The following is a 13,608-nucleotide window of genomic DNA, read 5'->3' as shown; positions in this document are numbered from 1 at the left end:
GATACAACGCCGTGCCCTCGTTTAAGGTCAATGGCGTTGGCATAAGGAGGCGAAGGGAGGCTCAGGATGCCGAAGCCCGTGGTCCGCGAGGAGAACCGCCGTCGGCGCAGGCCCACCAGGAGCGGCACCGTGCTGTCCGAGGAGCTGATCGTCGAGACCGCCCTGCGCATGCTCCGCGAACACGGCAGCACCGGTCTGACCGCCCGCCGTCTGGGTCTGGCGCTGGACGCCGACCCGAGCACGCTCTACCGCTACTTCCGCGGCATGGACGAGCTGACCCTGGCCATCGGCGACGCCCTGATCGGACAGGCGCTGCAGGGCTGGGCGCCGACGGGGGAGTGGCGGCCCGACCTGCGCTCCATGGGCCTGCGTATCCACGCCGCGTACGTGGCCCACCCCCAGGCCGCCCTGCTGACGACGAGCAGGGTCACCGGCCGGGCGAACGAACTGGCCGCGGACGAGGCGGTCCTGGACGTCCTGCGCACGGCGGGCCTGCCGCTCCCGGACACGGTCCGGATCTACCACGCCTTCATCGACCAGACCCTGGCTTTCGCCGCCCTGGACGCGGCGTCACTGGCCCTGCCGAGCGAGGCGCTGGACGCGGACGAGGGCAAGTGGCGCTCGACGTACGCGCACCTGCCGGCCGATCGTTATCCGCGCATCGCGGAGGCATCGGCCCTCCTTGCCACCCGCATGGTCACCAGCGCGTATCCGACGGCCCTGGACATGCTCCTGGACAGCGTGGAGGTACAGCGGGGCAGCGCCCCGTAAGGTGCGCTGCCCCGCTGCACGACCAGGCACAACGAACCCGCGCTCGCCAGACGGCGTCCCATGGGTGCGTCATCGCAGCGTGTGCGACGCGGCGGCCGCCACCGCCTCGGCCACCACTCCCAACGCCGGCGAATCCAGCTTCCACTGCTGCCAGTACAACGGGACATCCACCGCAAGATCCGGCGCCAGCGAGATCAGCCGACCCGCCCGCAACAGCTCCTCCGCCTGCGCTTCCGGCACCATTCCCCACCCCAGTCCCAGCGCGACCGCCTCCACGAACCCCTCCGACGTCGGCACGGCGTGCCGCACCCGGCTCGCCCCGCCGCGGCCCAGCTTCCGCAGGAACCCGTCCTGGACGTCGTCGTTGCGGTCGAAGGTCATCACCGGTGCCTCGGCCAGCGCGTCGCGGAGCGGCCCGTCGAGATACCGCGAGGCGAACTCCGGACTCGCCGCCGCGAGATACCGCATCCGTCCCAGCATCCGCACGGAACACCCCGCCACCGGATCCGGCGACGACGTCACCGCCGCCATCACCAGCCCCTCCCGCAACAGCTCCGCCGTACGCGTCTCGTCCTCGCGCCGCAGCTCGAAACAGAGCCGCTCGCGGCCCGGGACCCGCGTGAGGGCCTTGAGGAACCAGGTCGCCAGGGAGTCCGCGTTCACCGCGACGGAGACCCGCGTCACCTCCCCCTCACCCGGCATCCCCAGCTCGGCGAGCGCGTCCCGCTCCAGCCGGGCCAGCTGCCGGGCGAACCGCACCACCACCTCGCCCGACTCGGTCGGCCGCACCGGCTTGGTGCGCACCAGCAGCACCCGCCCCGTGCGCTGCTCCAGTGCCTTCACCCGCTGGCTCACCGCGGACGGCGTCACATGCAGGGCCGCCGCCGCGGCGTCGAACGTCCCCTCGTCGACAACCGCGAGCAGAGTCCGTACCTGATCCAAGGGCAGCTCGGTCATCATCACGACAACTAATGATACGTAAGAATCTTTAGCTGTACGGGCAGTGATCGTCTCCGTACCGTCGAAGCCATGCAAGCTTCCCTGTCCGCCGCTGCCGCCGGTTTCGGCACCGGCCTCTCGCTGATCGTCGCCATCGGAGCCCAGAACGCCTTCGTCCTGCGCCAGGGGATCCGCCGCGACGCGGTCCTCGCCGTCGTCGGCATCTGCGCCCTGTCCGACGCCCTGCTCATCGCCCTCGGCGTCGGCGGGATCGGCGCGGTGGTGGTCGCCTGGCCTGGTGCGCTCACCCTGGTCGGCTGGATCGGCGGTGGATTCCTGCTCTGCTACGGCGTGCTGGCCGCCCGGCGCGTGTTCCGGCCGGGGAAGTCCGGCCTGCGGGCCGAGGGCGAGGCGGCGGGGTCCCGGAAACGGGCGGTGCTGACCTGTCTGGCCATGACCTGGCTCAACCCGCACGTCTATCTCGACACCGTGTTCCTGCTCGGCTCGGTCGCCGCCGACCGCGGTCCGCTGCGCTGGACCTTCGGGCTCGGTGCCGTGCTGGCGAGCCTGTGCTGGTTCACCGCGCTGGGCTTCGGGGCCCGGCTGCTCAGCCGGTTCCTGGCCGGGCCGGCCGCCTGGCGGGTTCTCGACGGACTGGTGGCCGCCATGATGATCACCCTCGGCGCCGCGCTGGTGGCCGGGGCGTGAGGACCCCGAGTACGCGGTCCGCAGGATGAGATACCGCGTCCGGAACTCCCGGGCGGTGCTGCCATAGTGAACCCTGGACCCGTTAGATGTAACGAGCAACCAGGAAGCGCGTGGACACCAGCGAGGACAGCACCGACCCCAGGACGCCGGCCGCGGACGAGGCGCCGCCACCCCGGCGTGGCTGGCGCCGCTGGGCCATGGACACCCGCCCACTGCGCCTGCCGGCCTACCGTCGGCTGTGGAGCTCGACGATCGTCACGGCCGTCGGCAGCCAGCTCACCGCCGTCGCCGTGCCCAAGCAGATCTACGACATCACCGGCTCCTCGGCCTGGGTCGGCGCCGCGAGCATGGCCGGACTGCTGCCGCTCATCGTGTTCGCGCTGTGGGGCGGCGCGGTCGCCGACACCATGGACCGCCGCAAGCTGCTCCTGATCACCAACACCGGCATCGCCGTCACCTCCGTCCTGTTCTGGCTCCAGGCCGTCACCGGACTGGACTCGGTGGCGGCGCTCATGGTCCTGCTCGCGGTGCAGCAGGCGTTCTGGGGCCTGAACGCCCCCGCCCGCAACGCGTCCATCGCCCGCCTGGTCCCCGAGGCACAGCTGCCCGCGGCCAACGCGCTCGGCTCGACCGTGATGCAGACAGGCCAGGTGGTCGGCCCGCTGCTCGCCGGTGTCCTGATCCCGGTGATCGGCCTTCCGGAGCTGTATCTCATCGACGCCCTGGCGCTGTGCTTCACGGTCTGGGCGGTGTACCGGCTGCCCTCCCTGCCGCCGCTCGCCGCCGCGGTGGCGCGTCGGGCGGGTGTGCGCGAGATCGCCGAGGGCTTCCGGTACATCTCCGCGCACAAGGTGCTGCTGCTGTCCTTCCTCGCCGACATCATCGCCATGGTCCTCGGCATGCCCCGGGCCCTGTTCCCGCAGCTCGCCTCCGAGACCTACGCCCCGTACGGCGAGGGGCTCGCGCTGGGCCTGCTGTTCGCCGCCATCCCCATCGGCGCGGTGGTCGGCGGACTGTTCTCGGGCACCTTCTCCCGGGCCCGCCGGCACGGCTGGATGGTCATCGGCGCGGTCGTCGCCTGGGGTGTGGCCATCACCGGCTTCGGGCTGAGCGGCAGTCTGTGGCTCGCCGTGGTGTTCCTCGCGGTGGCCGGGGTCGCCGACATGGTCTCGATGGTCTTTCGCGGAGCGATCCTGCTCTCCGCGGCCACCGACGAGATGCGCGGCCGGATGCAGGGTGTCTTCACCGTCGTCGTCGCCGGCGGACCCCGCCTCGCCGACGTCCTGCACGGCACCGCCGGCTCGGTCTTCGGCGCGCGCACCGCGGTCGCCGGCGGTGGACTCCTGGTGGTCGCCGCCATGCTGGGCCTGGCCTTCGCGGTGCCGTCACTGCGCCGCTACCGCATCTGAGGCGGGCGGGCGTCGCCCCGCGGTCCGGTGTGGTGGGGTGCTCTTTCAGCGGCACTGTCGGCGGCGGGCCCCTGGTGGTCCCCGTGGTGCTGGGCCTGGCCTTCATGGTGTCGTCACCGCGTCTGAGCTCGGGTGCGCTCGGCGCCGAGCGGTCCGGCGCGGGGTCTCCGGTCACGGCGGCCGCGTACACCGCGCGGCCCGCGCCGTCTCCGCCCGCACCAGCAGCTGCGCGCACAGGTGCTCGACTGCCTGGAGGGCCCCGAATCGGTTGCCCGAACTGCTCTCATGTCCCGGCGTGTTGCACGGCCCTGCCAGCTCACACGCGCGCGTGGCGGTGCCGAGTTGCTCGGCGGCGGCGGCGGTGAGGAGGACGGCGGCGGGATCGGCCGCCCCCGCGCGTGCGCCCGGCACCGGGTTGCGGGGGTGGGGGTGGGGCGGGCTCCTGGTCGCCGACCACGCGGTGGCTGCTGCGGCGGCCTCCGGGAGCCCCGCAGCCACACATCTGTGCCGACAAGGCACCGTTGACTCCTGGCCCGGTCCAGCCGGGCCGCGGGGCCCCTACAGAACACCTCGCCGGTGCGAGCCGTACTGCTCCATGAGCTTGCCCCGTGTCGTCTCCAGCCGGTGGGCGAGGATCTCGGCGACCGTGCGGACCAGGATCATCCCGAGCTGCTGGTCCTCCTCGCACAGCCGGAGCACCGCCGCGGCGTCGAACTCGTAGGCACGCACGGGACTGAAGGCCTCCGCGCCGAAGTCCCACTGGTACGGCGGGAACAGCCAGGACCAGCCGAGCAGATCGCCCGAGCCGAGCCCGGCGACGGTGACCCGCTGCTGGGTGGTCACCTGCTGGGTCAGGGTGACCGCTCCGGAGCGGATGACCCAGAAACGGTCGGCCGTGCCGCCTGCCTCGAAGATGCGGAAGTCCTCGGGGAAGGAGACCTCCTTGGCGAGCGTCATCAGGCTCTGGCGCTGCGGCTGCGGCAGCGCGGTCAGCAGTCTCGTCGCTTTGGTCATGACGCGGGGCTCCTCGCCGGCGATGGATTCCGGTGTTGTGCCTACGCCCATTTCAGCGGCTGCAGCCGTCAGGGGCACCTCGACGGACGGAGGGATCTGCCCACGGCATGAAAAAGCCCTGGCTGGACGGGGGAGACCAGCCAGGGCAGTCAGAGGTGGTGTCCGCAGGCCGGTCGGTCGACCCCGCCACCACGTATGAATGAACCGTAAACCATTCATGGCGATTGTGCGCACTCAAATCCCGGGCGAGTGACCGGTTTCACTCAGCGGACCCGTTTACGGCCCTGATCGTCTTCAACTCGGCGTCGGTGGGATCGGGGAGGTTCATGCCCGCGGCCGGTCCGGTGCGCAGATACCGCAGCACCGGCTCGGCCAGCAGCTCACCGGGCAGCACGGCCGGGATCCCCGGCGGGTACGGCGTGATCACCGCGTCACCCAGCACCTCCCGCACCGCGGGGTCCGCCCCGCGGGCCTGTTCGTGGCCCGGCGGTGCGAAGGGCAGCCGCCCCCGACGGTGATAGTCCGCCTGGGCGTCCAGTACCGGTGCTTGGGCGTGATCGACAGCCATTGCGCCCCGGGCGCCCGCCCTGGGCGCGCCTCAATCAGTACGGACCGGACAGGCCGGGCTCAGCGGCTGCCCGGCCGCAGTACCTCGTCCAGCACCCTGGTCACCGCCTCGTAGGCCAGCGTGCGCACGGCGGCGTCCTGGGCGGCCGCAGGATCGGTGGGCCGCATCTCGTCGCTCCGGGCCTGCCAGGACCGCTCCTCCTCGGCCGCGCAGTCCCGGGCGCGCCGGATGCGGCGCAGCAGTTCGTCTGAGTCCACGACATCGGTCATGAGGTTCGCCTACCCCGGGATCACGAACGAATGGCCGGGCACGTCGTCCGGATCGGGGAGGTTTGGCACGGAGCGAAGAGGTCAGCCGAGTAAGAGGCCCACGGAGAGCGCGCACCGTACAGCAGCGGTCACCGTGTCCATGGACCGGGCCCAGGCCCGGCCGGCTGCCGCTTCACCGACCAGAGAACCAGCCGTTCCATCGATCAGGAGCTACGTCATGTGCGACGAGCACAGGACCGAAGCCGCCCCCGAAACCTCCGTCGCGGACCGGCGCCCACGGACTCGGCCATCCAGGCCGGCCGAGGCGCGCCGGGCAGTTGAACGAGCCGTGTCCGAACGCTGCCGGGCCACGCACACCCCGTGCGAGCCCCAGGCCCTTTCGGACGCGCTGCTCGTCACCTCTGAACTCACCACCAACGCGATCCTGCACGGCGGCGGCATCACCGACTTCCATGTCGTCGTCGAGGGGCGGGGCGTCTGCGTCTCGGTCAGCGACCGCAGCGCCGCGCTGCCGGTCGCCAAGGACCACACCGACCCGCACGGCAGGTGGCGGCCCGGCGGCCGCGGCTGGCCCATCGTCTGCCGGCTGGCCCGGGACGTCCGGGTGACCGACCTGCCCTCCGGCGGCAAGCAGATCACCGCCGTGGTGCCCCTGAGCTGATCCGGCACCGGTGGGAAAGGCGCCGGACACGGAGTGTTCGCAGCGGTGTTTGGACCCCATACAGCAGGGCAGACGCAATTTCGTGCTTCGGACCGGAGGCGCGCCAGCGGAAGCGGTATCGCTGCTGCGGGCCCCTTTTCGGCGGTCCTGTTGCGTCCCTTCCGCGGTCAGTCCCTGAACCCGTTCTTCAGGAGCGAATCCGCATGCTCACCGACACGTCGACCGCCCGTTCGACCACCAACGACCGTCCCACCAGCTCGACCAGGCGTCGGCACGACGACGCCCCTGACACCATGGCCCTGTTCGGCCGGCTCGCCGGGCTGCCCGACGGCCCCGAGCGCGATGTCCTGCGCGACGAACTCGTCACCGCCTGGCTGCCCATGGCCCACCGCATCGCGGGCCGGTTCCGCGACCGCGGTGAGTCCCTCGAGGACCTGCGACAGGTCGCCGCACTCGGGCTCGTGAAGGCCATCGACCGTTTCGAACCGGAACGGGGAGCCTTCGAGAGCTACGCCGTGCCCACCATCACCGGAGAGGTCAAGCGCCACTTCCGCGACCGCATGTGGGCCCTGAGGGTGCCCCGCCGGGTGCAGGAACTGCGCAACAAGGTGCGGGTGGCCCGGCGCGAACTGACCCAGAACCCCGGTTCCGCCGAACCGTCGCCCGCCGACCTCGCCGCCCACACCGGGCTGACCGAGGAAGAGGTCACCACCGGCCTGGAGGCCCTCGAAAGCTTCAGCACGTTGTCCCTGGACGCCGAACTCTCGGCCAGTGACGACGGCTACAGCCTCGCGGACACCCTGGGCGGCCCCGACACGTCGTACGACACCGTGATCGACCGCGAGTCCGCCAAGGAGGGCCTGCGCCGGCTGCCCGAGCGCGAGCGCGCCATTCTCTACATGCGCTTCTTCGAGGACATGACACAGAGTCGCATCGCCGACCAGCTCGGCATCTCGCAGATGCACGTCTCCCGGCTCATCAACCGCAGCTGCGCACGTGTGCGCGACGAGGCGATGGCGGATCGGTCGAGGCGGCAAACCGCCGACGGGCAGTCGGCGGCCGGAGCGTACGAGGAGTGAACCAGATGCTGATACCCGACCCCACGTTCCTGCGCCGCCTCGTCGAGGAGTACGAGGAACTGCGGGCCGAGCAGGCCACGACGGCCGCCGAACCGGGCCCTCGGTCGAGGGACCTCGCCTACACGCTCTGCGTGTCGACCGGCACCCGGGACGTCCGGGTCGCCCTGGAAACCGCCCACCGTCTGCTCGCGGCCATGCCCGAGCGCGCGCGACTGGGCGACTGATCGCATGTTGTACGGGCATCTGTCACCCGGGCATCCGAATTCCAGGAGGTCGACATGAACACGAGCTCCATGGCTCAGACCGGCCGGTCCACGTCCGGTCGCGCGGCACGCGACTCCGTCATGGAAGGTGCCGCCCGCGCTGGTTTCACCGCCCGCGGTGTGATCTATCTGCTGGTCGGCGTGCTGGCGCTGCAGATCGCCTTCGGCGAGGGCGAGCACCAGGCCGACCGCGGCGGCGCCCTCGCCGCGGTCGCCGACAAGCCCTTCGGTGCCGTCATCCTGTGGGCGCTGGGCATCGGGCTCGTCGGAATGGCCCTGTGGCGGCTGTCGGAGGTCCTGTTCGGCGCGGTCGGACCTGACGGCCGTAAGGCGGGGAAACGGTTGCTGTCAGCGGCCCGCTGTGTCTTCTACTCGTTCGTCGCCTACTCCGTACTCTCCTTTGCCGTCGGCACCGGCAGCGGTGGATCGAGCGACAAGCAGTCCAAGGACATCACCGCCCGGGTCCTCGGGGTGACCGGCGGACAGTGGCTGGTGGGTGCGGCCGGCGTCGGTGTCGCGGCGGCCGGTGTCTGGATCGCCGTGCAGGCGGTGCGCCGGTCCTTCCACGACAAGCTGAAGCTTGCCGAGATGAGCCCGCGGATCAGGAAGCTCGTCGACGTGACGGGGGTGGGCGGCGGAGTGGCGCGCGGCGTGGTGTTCGCCGCGGCGGGTGCTTCCGCCGTCCGCGCCGCGGTCGACTACGAGCCCAAGAAGGTGAAGGGGCTCGACGACACGCTCCGCTCCTTCTCCGACACCCCGCTGGGGCCGTGGCTGCTCGTCTGTGTCGCGGCGGGGTTCGTGCTGTTCGGGGTGTTCTCGTTCGCGATGGCCCGCTGGCGGCGGGTCTGACCGGCCGGAGACGGGGAACCCGAAGCGCATGAACCAACCCGAGCTTCCGCCCGACGGTAGGCCCGTGGACGTCTACCTGGACCTGTTGCGCATCCGCATGGCCTCCAAGGACTACGAGCTGCTGCTCAGCGTGGTCCGCCCGGTCCTGCAGGCGATCGACCAACATCACCTGCCCGCACTGGACTTCGCCCTGGAGGACGCCCAGGAGGACGGGCTGCCCCAGGAGATCCGCGACGAGGCCGCCCTGGTCATCGCCACCGCCGTCACCGGCCGCCTGGACAACAAGGTGGTCGAACTCCAAGTCGACGACACCGGCCCCGTCCGGGTGGTCACCGACGCGGACACCGCGGCCGATCCGGAGCGCCTCGGCGAGATCGCCGACTACATCCGTGAGCGCCGGCAGACCGACGAGGAACTGCGCGGCATCGCCGAGGTGAGCAACCTGCCCACGGATCTCTGAGCGCCGTGCCTTATCGTTTCGGCGCCGCGACCGGCACGTTCAGCGGCCGGGCCAGACCCACCAGGGTCTCGTCCAGCCGCTGGACGTGCCGCAGCACGCGGTCGGTGACCCGGCCGTAGCGCGCGATGCCGGGGACCTCGGTCTCCAGGAGGGACGCGATGCTCGGCCCGGTCTCGACCTCGGCGGTGGAGCGCTCGTCGGCGACATGCGCCGCGATCGCCGTGATGTTGTCCCCGATGCGCCGGCCGGCCCGGCGCAGCCGGGGATCCGCCGCGATCGAGGGATGTGTGGGCAGCAGCTCGGCCGTGGCCGCCAGCGAGCGCGCGTGGTAGGCGCAGGTCTCCAGCAGCGCCACGACATAGCGTGCCGTGTCTCGCCTGGCCCGCAGCGGCGTGATCGGGTGCGTGAGCGGCTTGGTGGCCGCCCGCAGATCGGCCAGTGACTGGTCCAGGTCGCGCGCCTGGTCGAGCAGTTCGACGGGGGAGCCGCCGCTGAGCTGGTCCACGGCGGCCTCGGTGACCTCGTCGAGCCGCTCCAGGACGGTGACGAGCAGTTCGTTCGTACGGCGGTCTGTGCGCACCGGCAGGACGAGCGCCGCCGCGATCACCCCGCAGGCCGCGCCGAGCGCGGTCTCCTCCACGCGCAGCAACAGCACCGAGAGGCTGTAGGTGTGCAGCAGGGTGTAGAGCAGGCCCAGCGCGGCGGTGACGAAGAACGACATGAGTGTGTAGGACAGCGGCGCGGTGTAGAACATTGCGAAGACCAGCACCAGTACCAGGGCGAACGCCGTCCAGGTGTGCTGCCCCACCGCCCCCGCCAGCACGATCCCGGCCAGCACGCCGAGGACGGTGCCCACCAGCCGGCGGTAGCCCTTGACCAGGATCTCGCCCGTGGACGCGGTGTTGATGAAGACGATCCAGCAGGTCAGCACCGCCCAGTACCAGCGCTGGCTGGACAGGAACTCGCCGCCGACGATGGCGAGTGACGATCCCACGGCCACCTGTACCGCGGCCCGGGTCGTGGGCCGCCTGAGCCCTCTGAGCTCCTCCTGCGCCTCGGCCTCCTCCTCGCCGGCGTCGATGACGGCGTCCTCGGCGTCCAGCTCCTCGCGCGAGCGGGCCGTTGCGGGGGAGTCGTCGGACTCGTCCTGCGGACCGTCCAGGGCGATCCTGAGGCCCAGTACCGCGCGGGCGGTCTCGCCGATGCCCCGCAGGACGTCCTGGACCGCGGGCGGCGCGGGCGGCAGGTTCTCCTCCTCGCGGTAGCCGAGGAGCCGGTTGCGGACCTGCGACAGGGCGGTGCCGGTCCTGGCGGCGACGGGGCGCAGCACCAGCAGCCGCAGCGCTTCAAGATCCCGGCGCACCGTGCCCATCGCCTCGTCCCGGCCGGGCATCCGGCCCGCCCGGGGAGCGGGCGCACCCGGCAGATGCAGGGTCAGCGTGTCGGCGCGCTCGGCACTGCGGGCCGTCAGCAGCAGCAGGCCGAGCCGCTCGGCGGCGATCTCGGCGTCCGCGATCCGCCGCTGCACGAGCCGTGCCGTGGCCTCGTCGGAGGTGCCCTCCTCCAGCCGCCCCTGGATCATCAGCGCCGTCTCGTGCAGCCGCGCGGTCCCCTCGCGTACGTCCGACAGCGCCTCGTCGATCTCCCCGGGCCCGGCGTCCAGCAGCTGCAGCTGCGCGGACACCAGCTGGGCCAGCCGGGCCCGGAAGGCCTCCCGCAGGCGTGTGAGGAGGCCGGCGGGAGTCTCCGGCACCAGCAGGAAGCGCGCCGCCGCACTGCACGAGAAGGCGACGCCGAGGACGCCGTACAGCTCGGGCAGGCCGGAGACGGTGGCGCCGACGAACAGCGACACGAAGTAGACCTGGAAGCCGATCAGGCCGAGCGCGGTGCCCCGGTCGCCGAAGCGGCGCCCGTAGACGGCGCAGAAGATCAGCGCGACGAAGAAGAGGTCACCCGCCAGGACACGGGAGCTCAGAAGGGCGCCGAGCGACATGGAGGCCAGCGCCACGGGGAGGCCCAGGGCGAGCGTCACGGCCTGCGGGACGCGCTGCTTCTCGCGGATGGCGAAGGTCGCGACCATCGCCGCGATCGCGCCCGCCACCAGATGCGGGACGCTCATCCCCAGCAGACCGAGCACGACCAGCGTGAGTGCGATCGCGCCCACCGTGCGCAGACCGGCGGCCAGCCGCAGCAGCCCGGGGTCCGACGCCGCGACGCGATCGCGCAGCCTTGCTGTGTTCACTCCGCCGTACTCACTCCCGTGTCATGTCATGATCCGTTTCCAGCATGGCACGGCGGAATGACATCACTTCCCTCCGGTCTCCGCGAGGGTGTGGGCGACCAGGGCGTTGGCATGCCCGTGTCCCAGGCCGTGCTCGGTCTTCAGCCACGCGACGAGCTCCATGTGCCGGGTCAGCGGCGAGGAACGGATGAGGTCCTGCCACTCGGTGATCGGGCGGCCGTACTTCTTCTCGATCGAGGGGAAGTAGCTCGCGGGGCCCTTCACTGTCTCGGCCATGGTGGTGTCCTTTCGCAGGGGCGTTGTGCCGTCCCTCCTATGACCGTCGACCGGCCGGAAGCCGATCGACGATACGGAGTGATGTATGTCACCTCTACTGGTCCAGCCGCTGCGTCCCGTCGACGTGCGCCTTGACCTGTTCCGGCGTCAGATACGCGTCGGTGTACTCGAAGTCCTTCAGCTTGGCGGGTTTTCGGGCCTGGAAACCGGTACGGACGAAATCGTCGCCCGCGACCGCGTTGAGGAACCAGTTCGTCGCCACGCGGACCTTGGCGACGTTGGTGCGCAGTGCCGACCAGTGGTAGCCACGGGCGGCGGCCTGGGCGGGGATGCCCCGCAGTTCGATGCCGAGCGGCTTGGACACGGCGTCCTTGCCGCCCAGGTCGACCACGAGACCGAGGTCCTTGTGGACGTACGGCGTGAGCGCCCGGCCCCGCAGCGTGGCGATGACGTTGTCGGCGACGTGCTTGCCCTGGCGCATCGCGTGCTGCGCGGTGGGCGGGCAGACCGCGTCCTGCTGGTCCTTGGCCTTGTCGGGTACGGCGGCGGAGTCTCCCAGCGCGAACACCCCGTCCTGGCCGGGGAGGTTCATCTCCGCGGTGACCGCGAGCCGGCCCCGGACCGTCTCCGCGCCGAGCGTGGCGATCAGCGGGCTGGCCACCACTCCGGCGGTCCAGATCAGGGTGCGGGTGGGAACGACCCGTCCGTCGGTGAAGGTGACCTCCTCCGGGCCCGCCTTCGCGATGGAGACGCCCAGCGAGATGTCGATCCCGCGCTTGCGCAGCACCTCCTGGGCGCTGCTGCCCAGCTTGTCCCCGAGTTCGGGCATCAGCTTCGGGGCGATGTCGATCAGGTGCCACTTGATGAGCGCCGGGTCCAGACGCGGATAGCGCTTGACGGCGGCGTGGGTGAGCTTCTGAAGACAGGCCGCGGTCTCGGTACCGGCGTAACCGCCGCCCACCACCACGAACTGGAGCCGCGAGGTGCGCTCCGCCTCGTCCTGGCTGGCGTCGGCGAGGTCCAGCTGGGAGATCACGTGGTCGCGGACGTAGGCGGCCTCCGCGAGGCTCTTCATGCCGAACGCGTGGTCGGTGAGGCCCGGGATGTCGAAGGTACGGGTGACGCTGCCGGGAGCCAGCACGATGTAGTCGTACGGCTCGTTGACGATCTGGTCGGTGATGGTGCGGATCACGCACACCTTGGACTTGAGGTCCACGCCGATCGCACCGCCCGGAATGATCCGGGTGCGGTACTTCTTGCTGCGGCGCAGGGACACGGCGATCGACTGCGGCGTGAGCACGCCGGAGGCGACCTGGGGCAGCAACGGGAGATAGAGCTGGTAGGCGAACGGCGTCACCAGGGTGACGTCGGCTTCGTCCGGGGAGAGCTTCCGCTCCAGCCGGCGAACGCACTCGACACCGGCGAAGCCGGCGCCAACCACCAGGATCCTGGGTCGTGTCACGGTTTTCATCCCTTTCTGCGGCTCCAGGCGGTCTGCCTCGAACGCCCTTCGTCTGCCCGCGGGGCCACGACGAAACGCGTCGAGGACCACCATGCCCGCCCTGGCCTGAAAGTGCACCGGGAGAAAGGTGAAGGAGGTGCACGGACCGGACCCGAGGCCACCGCTTGTGAGGGGGCCGTCGCCGAATGCGCGTGCGACAGACGGGTATTTGGTGCTGTGGGCCCGGACGCAGCGGACCGCCGGGACCCGCGCAGCGCACGAACAGGGAAGGAGCAGTGTGACCACCGACAGAATCTGGTCGTACGCGCCGGACAGCGGATACGCCGAGGGACAGGACCTGACGGGCTTCAGCGTCGTCGCGAGCGACGGCACGATCGGGCACGTGGACCGGCAGGCCGCTCCCCACGGGATGGCCCACCTCGTCGTCGACACGGGCGTGTGGGTCTTCGGCAGAAGCGTCCTGGTGCCGGTGGGCGTGATCACCGGCATCGACACCCACGACCACCGGGTCACGCTGGCCTGCACCGGATCCGAGGTGAAGGCGGCCCCCCGCTTCGGGACCGACAGCGAGACCAGGGACCGCGAGTACCTCGCGGCGGTCGGCACCTACTATCTGCGGCTCTCGGCCACGGCCTGAC

Annotated in this window: 16 protein-coding genes and 1 pseudogene; 9 read left to right on the top strand and 8 right to left on the bottom strand. The window is 71.1% G+C overall.

From position 1 onward, the window contains the following. Positions 1–66: 66 nt before the first annotated feature. Entirely contained in the window at positions 67–771 is a 705-nt protein-coding gene (locus ACZ48Z_RS16240; protein WP_468736489.1) for a TetR/AcrR family transcriptional regulator, read from the top strand. Positions 772–840: 69 nt separating this feature from the next. Here ACZ48Z_RS16240 and ACZ48Z_RS16235 read toward each other — a convergent pair whose 3' ends face one another. Continuing rightward, entirely contained in the window at positions 841–1,731 is an 891-nt protein-coding gene (locus ACZ48Z_RS16235; RefSeq protein ID WP_468736630.1) for a LysR family transcriptional regulator ArgP, read from the bottom strand. A 69-nt stretch (positions 1,732–1,800) separates the two neighbouring features. Between ACZ48Z_RS16235 and ACZ48Z_RS16230 the strand changes: the two genes are divergently transcribed. Further along, positions 1,801–2,418, top strand: a complete 618-nt coding sequence (locus ACZ48Z_RS16230) for a LysE/ArgO family amino acid transporter (RefSeq protein ID WP_468736488.1) — start codon at positions 1,801–1,803, stop codon at positions 2,416–2,418. 110 nt (positions 2,419–2,528) lie between these two features. Next, positions 2,529–3,827, top strand: a complete 1,299-nt coding sequence (locus ACZ48Z_RS16225; RefSeq protein WP_468736487.1) for an MFS transporter — start codon at positions 2,529–2,531, stop codon at positions 3,825–3,827. 171 nt (positions 3,828–3,998) lie between these two features. On the opposite strand, the gene ACZ48Z_RS16220 is transcribed toward ACZ48Z_RS16225, so the two are convergent. The 4 genes and pseudogenes from ACZ48Z_RS16220 to ACZ48Z_RS16205 all read right to left on the bottom strand — a co-directional run bounded on the left by ACZ48Z_RS16220 (position 3,999) and on the right by ACZ48Z_RS16205 (position 5,678). Next, positions 3,999–4,325 carry a hypothetical protein gene (locus ACZ48Z_RS16220; protein ID WP_468736486.1) on the bottom strand — a complete coding sequence of 109 codons (327 nt, stop codon included), beginning with the start codon at positions 4,323–4,325 and terminating at the stop codon, positions 3,999–4,001. Positions 4,326–4,385: 60 nt separating this feature from the next. Then, a complete protein-coding gene (locus ACZ48Z_RS16215) occupies positions 4,386–4,841 on the bottom strand; it encodes a cyclic nucleotide-binding domain-containing protein (protein ID WP_468736485.1) in 456 nt (151 codons plus the stop codon). Positions 4,842–5,100: 259 nt separating this feature from the next. After that, positions 5,101–5,268: pseudogene (locus ACZ48Z_RS16210) on the bottom strand (Orn/Lys/Arg family decarboxylase); the annotation flags it as partial. Positions 5,269–5,468: 200 nt separating this feature from the next. After that, positions 5,469–5,678 carry a hypothetical protein gene (locus ACZ48Z_RS16205; protein WP_468736484.1) on the bottom strand — a complete coding sequence of 70 codons (210 nt, stop codon included), beginning with the start codon at positions 5,676–5,678 and terminating at the stop codon, positions 5,469–5,471. A 217-nt stretch (positions 5,679–5,895) separates the two neighbouring features. Here ACZ48Z_RS16205 and ACZ48Z_RS16200 point away from each other — a divergent pair, with 217 nt between their 5' ends. The 5 genes from ACZ48Z_RS16200 (at position 5,896) to ACZ48Z_RS16180 (ending at position 8,990) form a co-directional block, all read left to right on the top strand. Further along, entirely contained in the window at positions 5,896–6,339 is a 444-nt protein-coding gene (locus ACZ48Z_RS16200; RefSeq protein ID WP_468736483.1) for an ATP-binding protein, read from the top strand. Between the two features lie 203 nt (positions 6,340–6,542). Continuing rightward, complete coding sequence (locus ACZ48Z_RS16195; protein WP_468736482.1) at positions 6,543–7,418, top strand: SigB/SigF/SigG family RNA polymerase sigma factor; 876 nt, start codon at positions 6,543–6,545, stop codon at positions 7,416–7,418. A gap of 5 nt (positions 7,419–7,423) precedes the next feature. Further along, a complete protein-coding gene (locus tag ACZ48Z_RS16190; protein WP_468736481.1) occupies positions 7,424–7,642 on the top strand; it encodes a DUF5133 domain-containing protein in 219 nt (72 codons plus the stop codon). 54 nt (positions 7,643–7,696) lie between these two features. Continuing rightward, positions 7,697–8,530 (top strand): DUF1206 domain-containing protein, encoded by an 834-nt coding sequence (locus ACZ48Z_RS16185; RefSeq protein ID WP_468736480.1) that lies wholly within the window; start codon positions 7,697–7,699, stop codon positions 8,528–8,530. A 28-nt stretch (positions 8,531–8,558) separates the two neighbouring features. Further along, entirely contained in the window at positions 8,559–8,990 is a 432-nt protein-coding gene (locus tag ACZ48Z_RS16180) for a hypothetical protein (protein WP_468736479.1), read from the top strand. A gap of 10 nt (positions 8,991–9,000) precedes the next feature. Here ACZ48Z_RS16180 and ACZ48Z_RS16175 read toward each other — a convergent pair whose 3' ends face one another. The 3 genes from ACZ48Z_RS16175 to ACZ48Z_RS16165 form a co-directional block, all read right to left on the bottom strand. Further along, positions 9,001–11,232 (bottom strand): FUSC family protein, encoded by a 2,232-nt coding sequence (locus tag ACZ48Z_RS16175; RefSeq protein ID WP_468736478.1) that lies wholly within the window; start codon positions 11,230–11,232, stop codon positions 9,001–9,003. Positions 11,233–11,295: 63 nt separating this feature from the next. Beyond that, positions 11,296–11,508: a DUF4287 domain-containing protein gene (locus ACZ48Z_RS16170; RefSeq protein ID WP_468736477.1), complete on the bottom strand. Its 213-nt coding sequence runs from the start codon at positions 11,506–11,508 to the stop codon at positions 11,296–11,298. Positions 11,509–11,602: 94 nt separating this feature from the next. Beyond that, positions 11,603–12,979, bottom strand: coding sequence for an NAD(P)/FAD-dependent oxidoreductase (locus ACZ48Z_RS16165; protein ID WP_468736476.1), 1,377 nt, complete (start codon positions 12,977–12,979; stop codon positions 11,603–11,605). A 268-nt stretch (positions 12,980–13,247) separates the two neighbouring features. Between ACZ48Z_RS16165 and ACZ48Z_RS16160 the strand changes: the two genes are divergently transcribed. Beyond that, complete coding sequence (locus tag ACZ48Z_RS16160; RefSeq protein ID WP_468736475.1) at positions 13,248–13,607, top strand: PRC-barrel domain containing protein; 360 nt, start codon at positions 13,248–13,250, stop codon at positions 13,605–13,607. Position 13,608 lies beyond the last annotated feature (1 nt).

This window comes from Streptomyces sp. NPDC031225, from assembly GCF_055570355.1.
This window is presented reverse-complemented; position numbering and strand designations above follow the sequence as displayed.

What these genes read in the sequence shown, in the direction of transcription:
- ACZ48Z_RS16165 (WP_468736476.1), bottom strand. Translation starts at nt 12,979, where the DNA reads ATGAAAACCGTGACACGACCCAGGATCCTGGTGGTTGGCGCCGGCTTC.
- ACZ48Z_RS16230 (WP_468736488.1), top strand. Translation starts at nt 1,801, where the DNA reads ATGCAAGCTTCCCTGTCCGCCGCTGCCGCCGGTTTCGGCACCGGCCTC.
- ACZ48Z_RS16195 (WP_468736482.1), top strand. Translation starts at nt 6,543, where the DNA reads ATGCTCACCGACACGTCGACCGCCCGTTCGACCACCAACGACCGTCCC.
- ACZ48Z_RS16170 (WP_468736477.1), bottom strand. Translation starts at nt 11,508, where the DNA reads ATGGCCGAGACAGTGAAGGGCCCCGCGAGCTACTTCCCCTCGATCGAG.
- ACZ48Z_RS16235 (WP_468736630.1), bottom strand. Translation starts at nt 1,731, where the DNA reads ATGATGACCGAGCTGCCCTTGGATCAGGTACGGACTCTGCTCGCGGTT.
- ACZ48Z_RS16200 (WP_468736483.1), top strand. Translation starts at nt 5,896, where the DNA reads ATGTGCGACGAGCACAGGACCGAAGCCGCCCCCGAAACCTCCGTCGCG.
- ACZ48Z_RS16190 (WP_468736481.1), top strand. Translation starts at nt 7,424, where the DNA reads ATGCTGATACCCGACCCCACGTTCCTGCGCCGCCTCGTCGAGGAGTAC.
- ACZ48Z_RS16240 (WP_468736489.1), top strand. Translation starts at nt 67, where the DNA reads ATGCCGAAGCCCGTGGTCCGCGAGGAGAACCGCCGTCGGCGCAGGCCC.
- ACZ48Z_RS16185 (WP_468736480.1), top strand. Translation starts at nt 7,697, where the DNA reads ATGAACACGAGCTCCATGGCTCAGACCGGCCGGTCCACGTCCGGTCGC.
- ACZ48Z_RS16215 (WP_468736485.1), bottom strand. Translation starts at nt 4,841, where the DNA reads ATGACCAAAGCGACGAGACTGCTGACCGCGCTGCCGCAGCCGCAGCGC.
- ACZ48Z_RS16205 (WP_468736484.1), bottom strand. Translation starts at nt 5,678, where the DNA reads ATGACCGATGTCGTGGACTCAGACGAACTGCTGCGCCGCATCCGGCGC.
- ACZ48Z_RS16180 (WP_468736479.1), top strand. Translation starts at nt 8,559, where the DNA reads ATGAACCAACCCGAGCTTCCGCCCGACGGTAGGCCCGTGGACGTCTAC.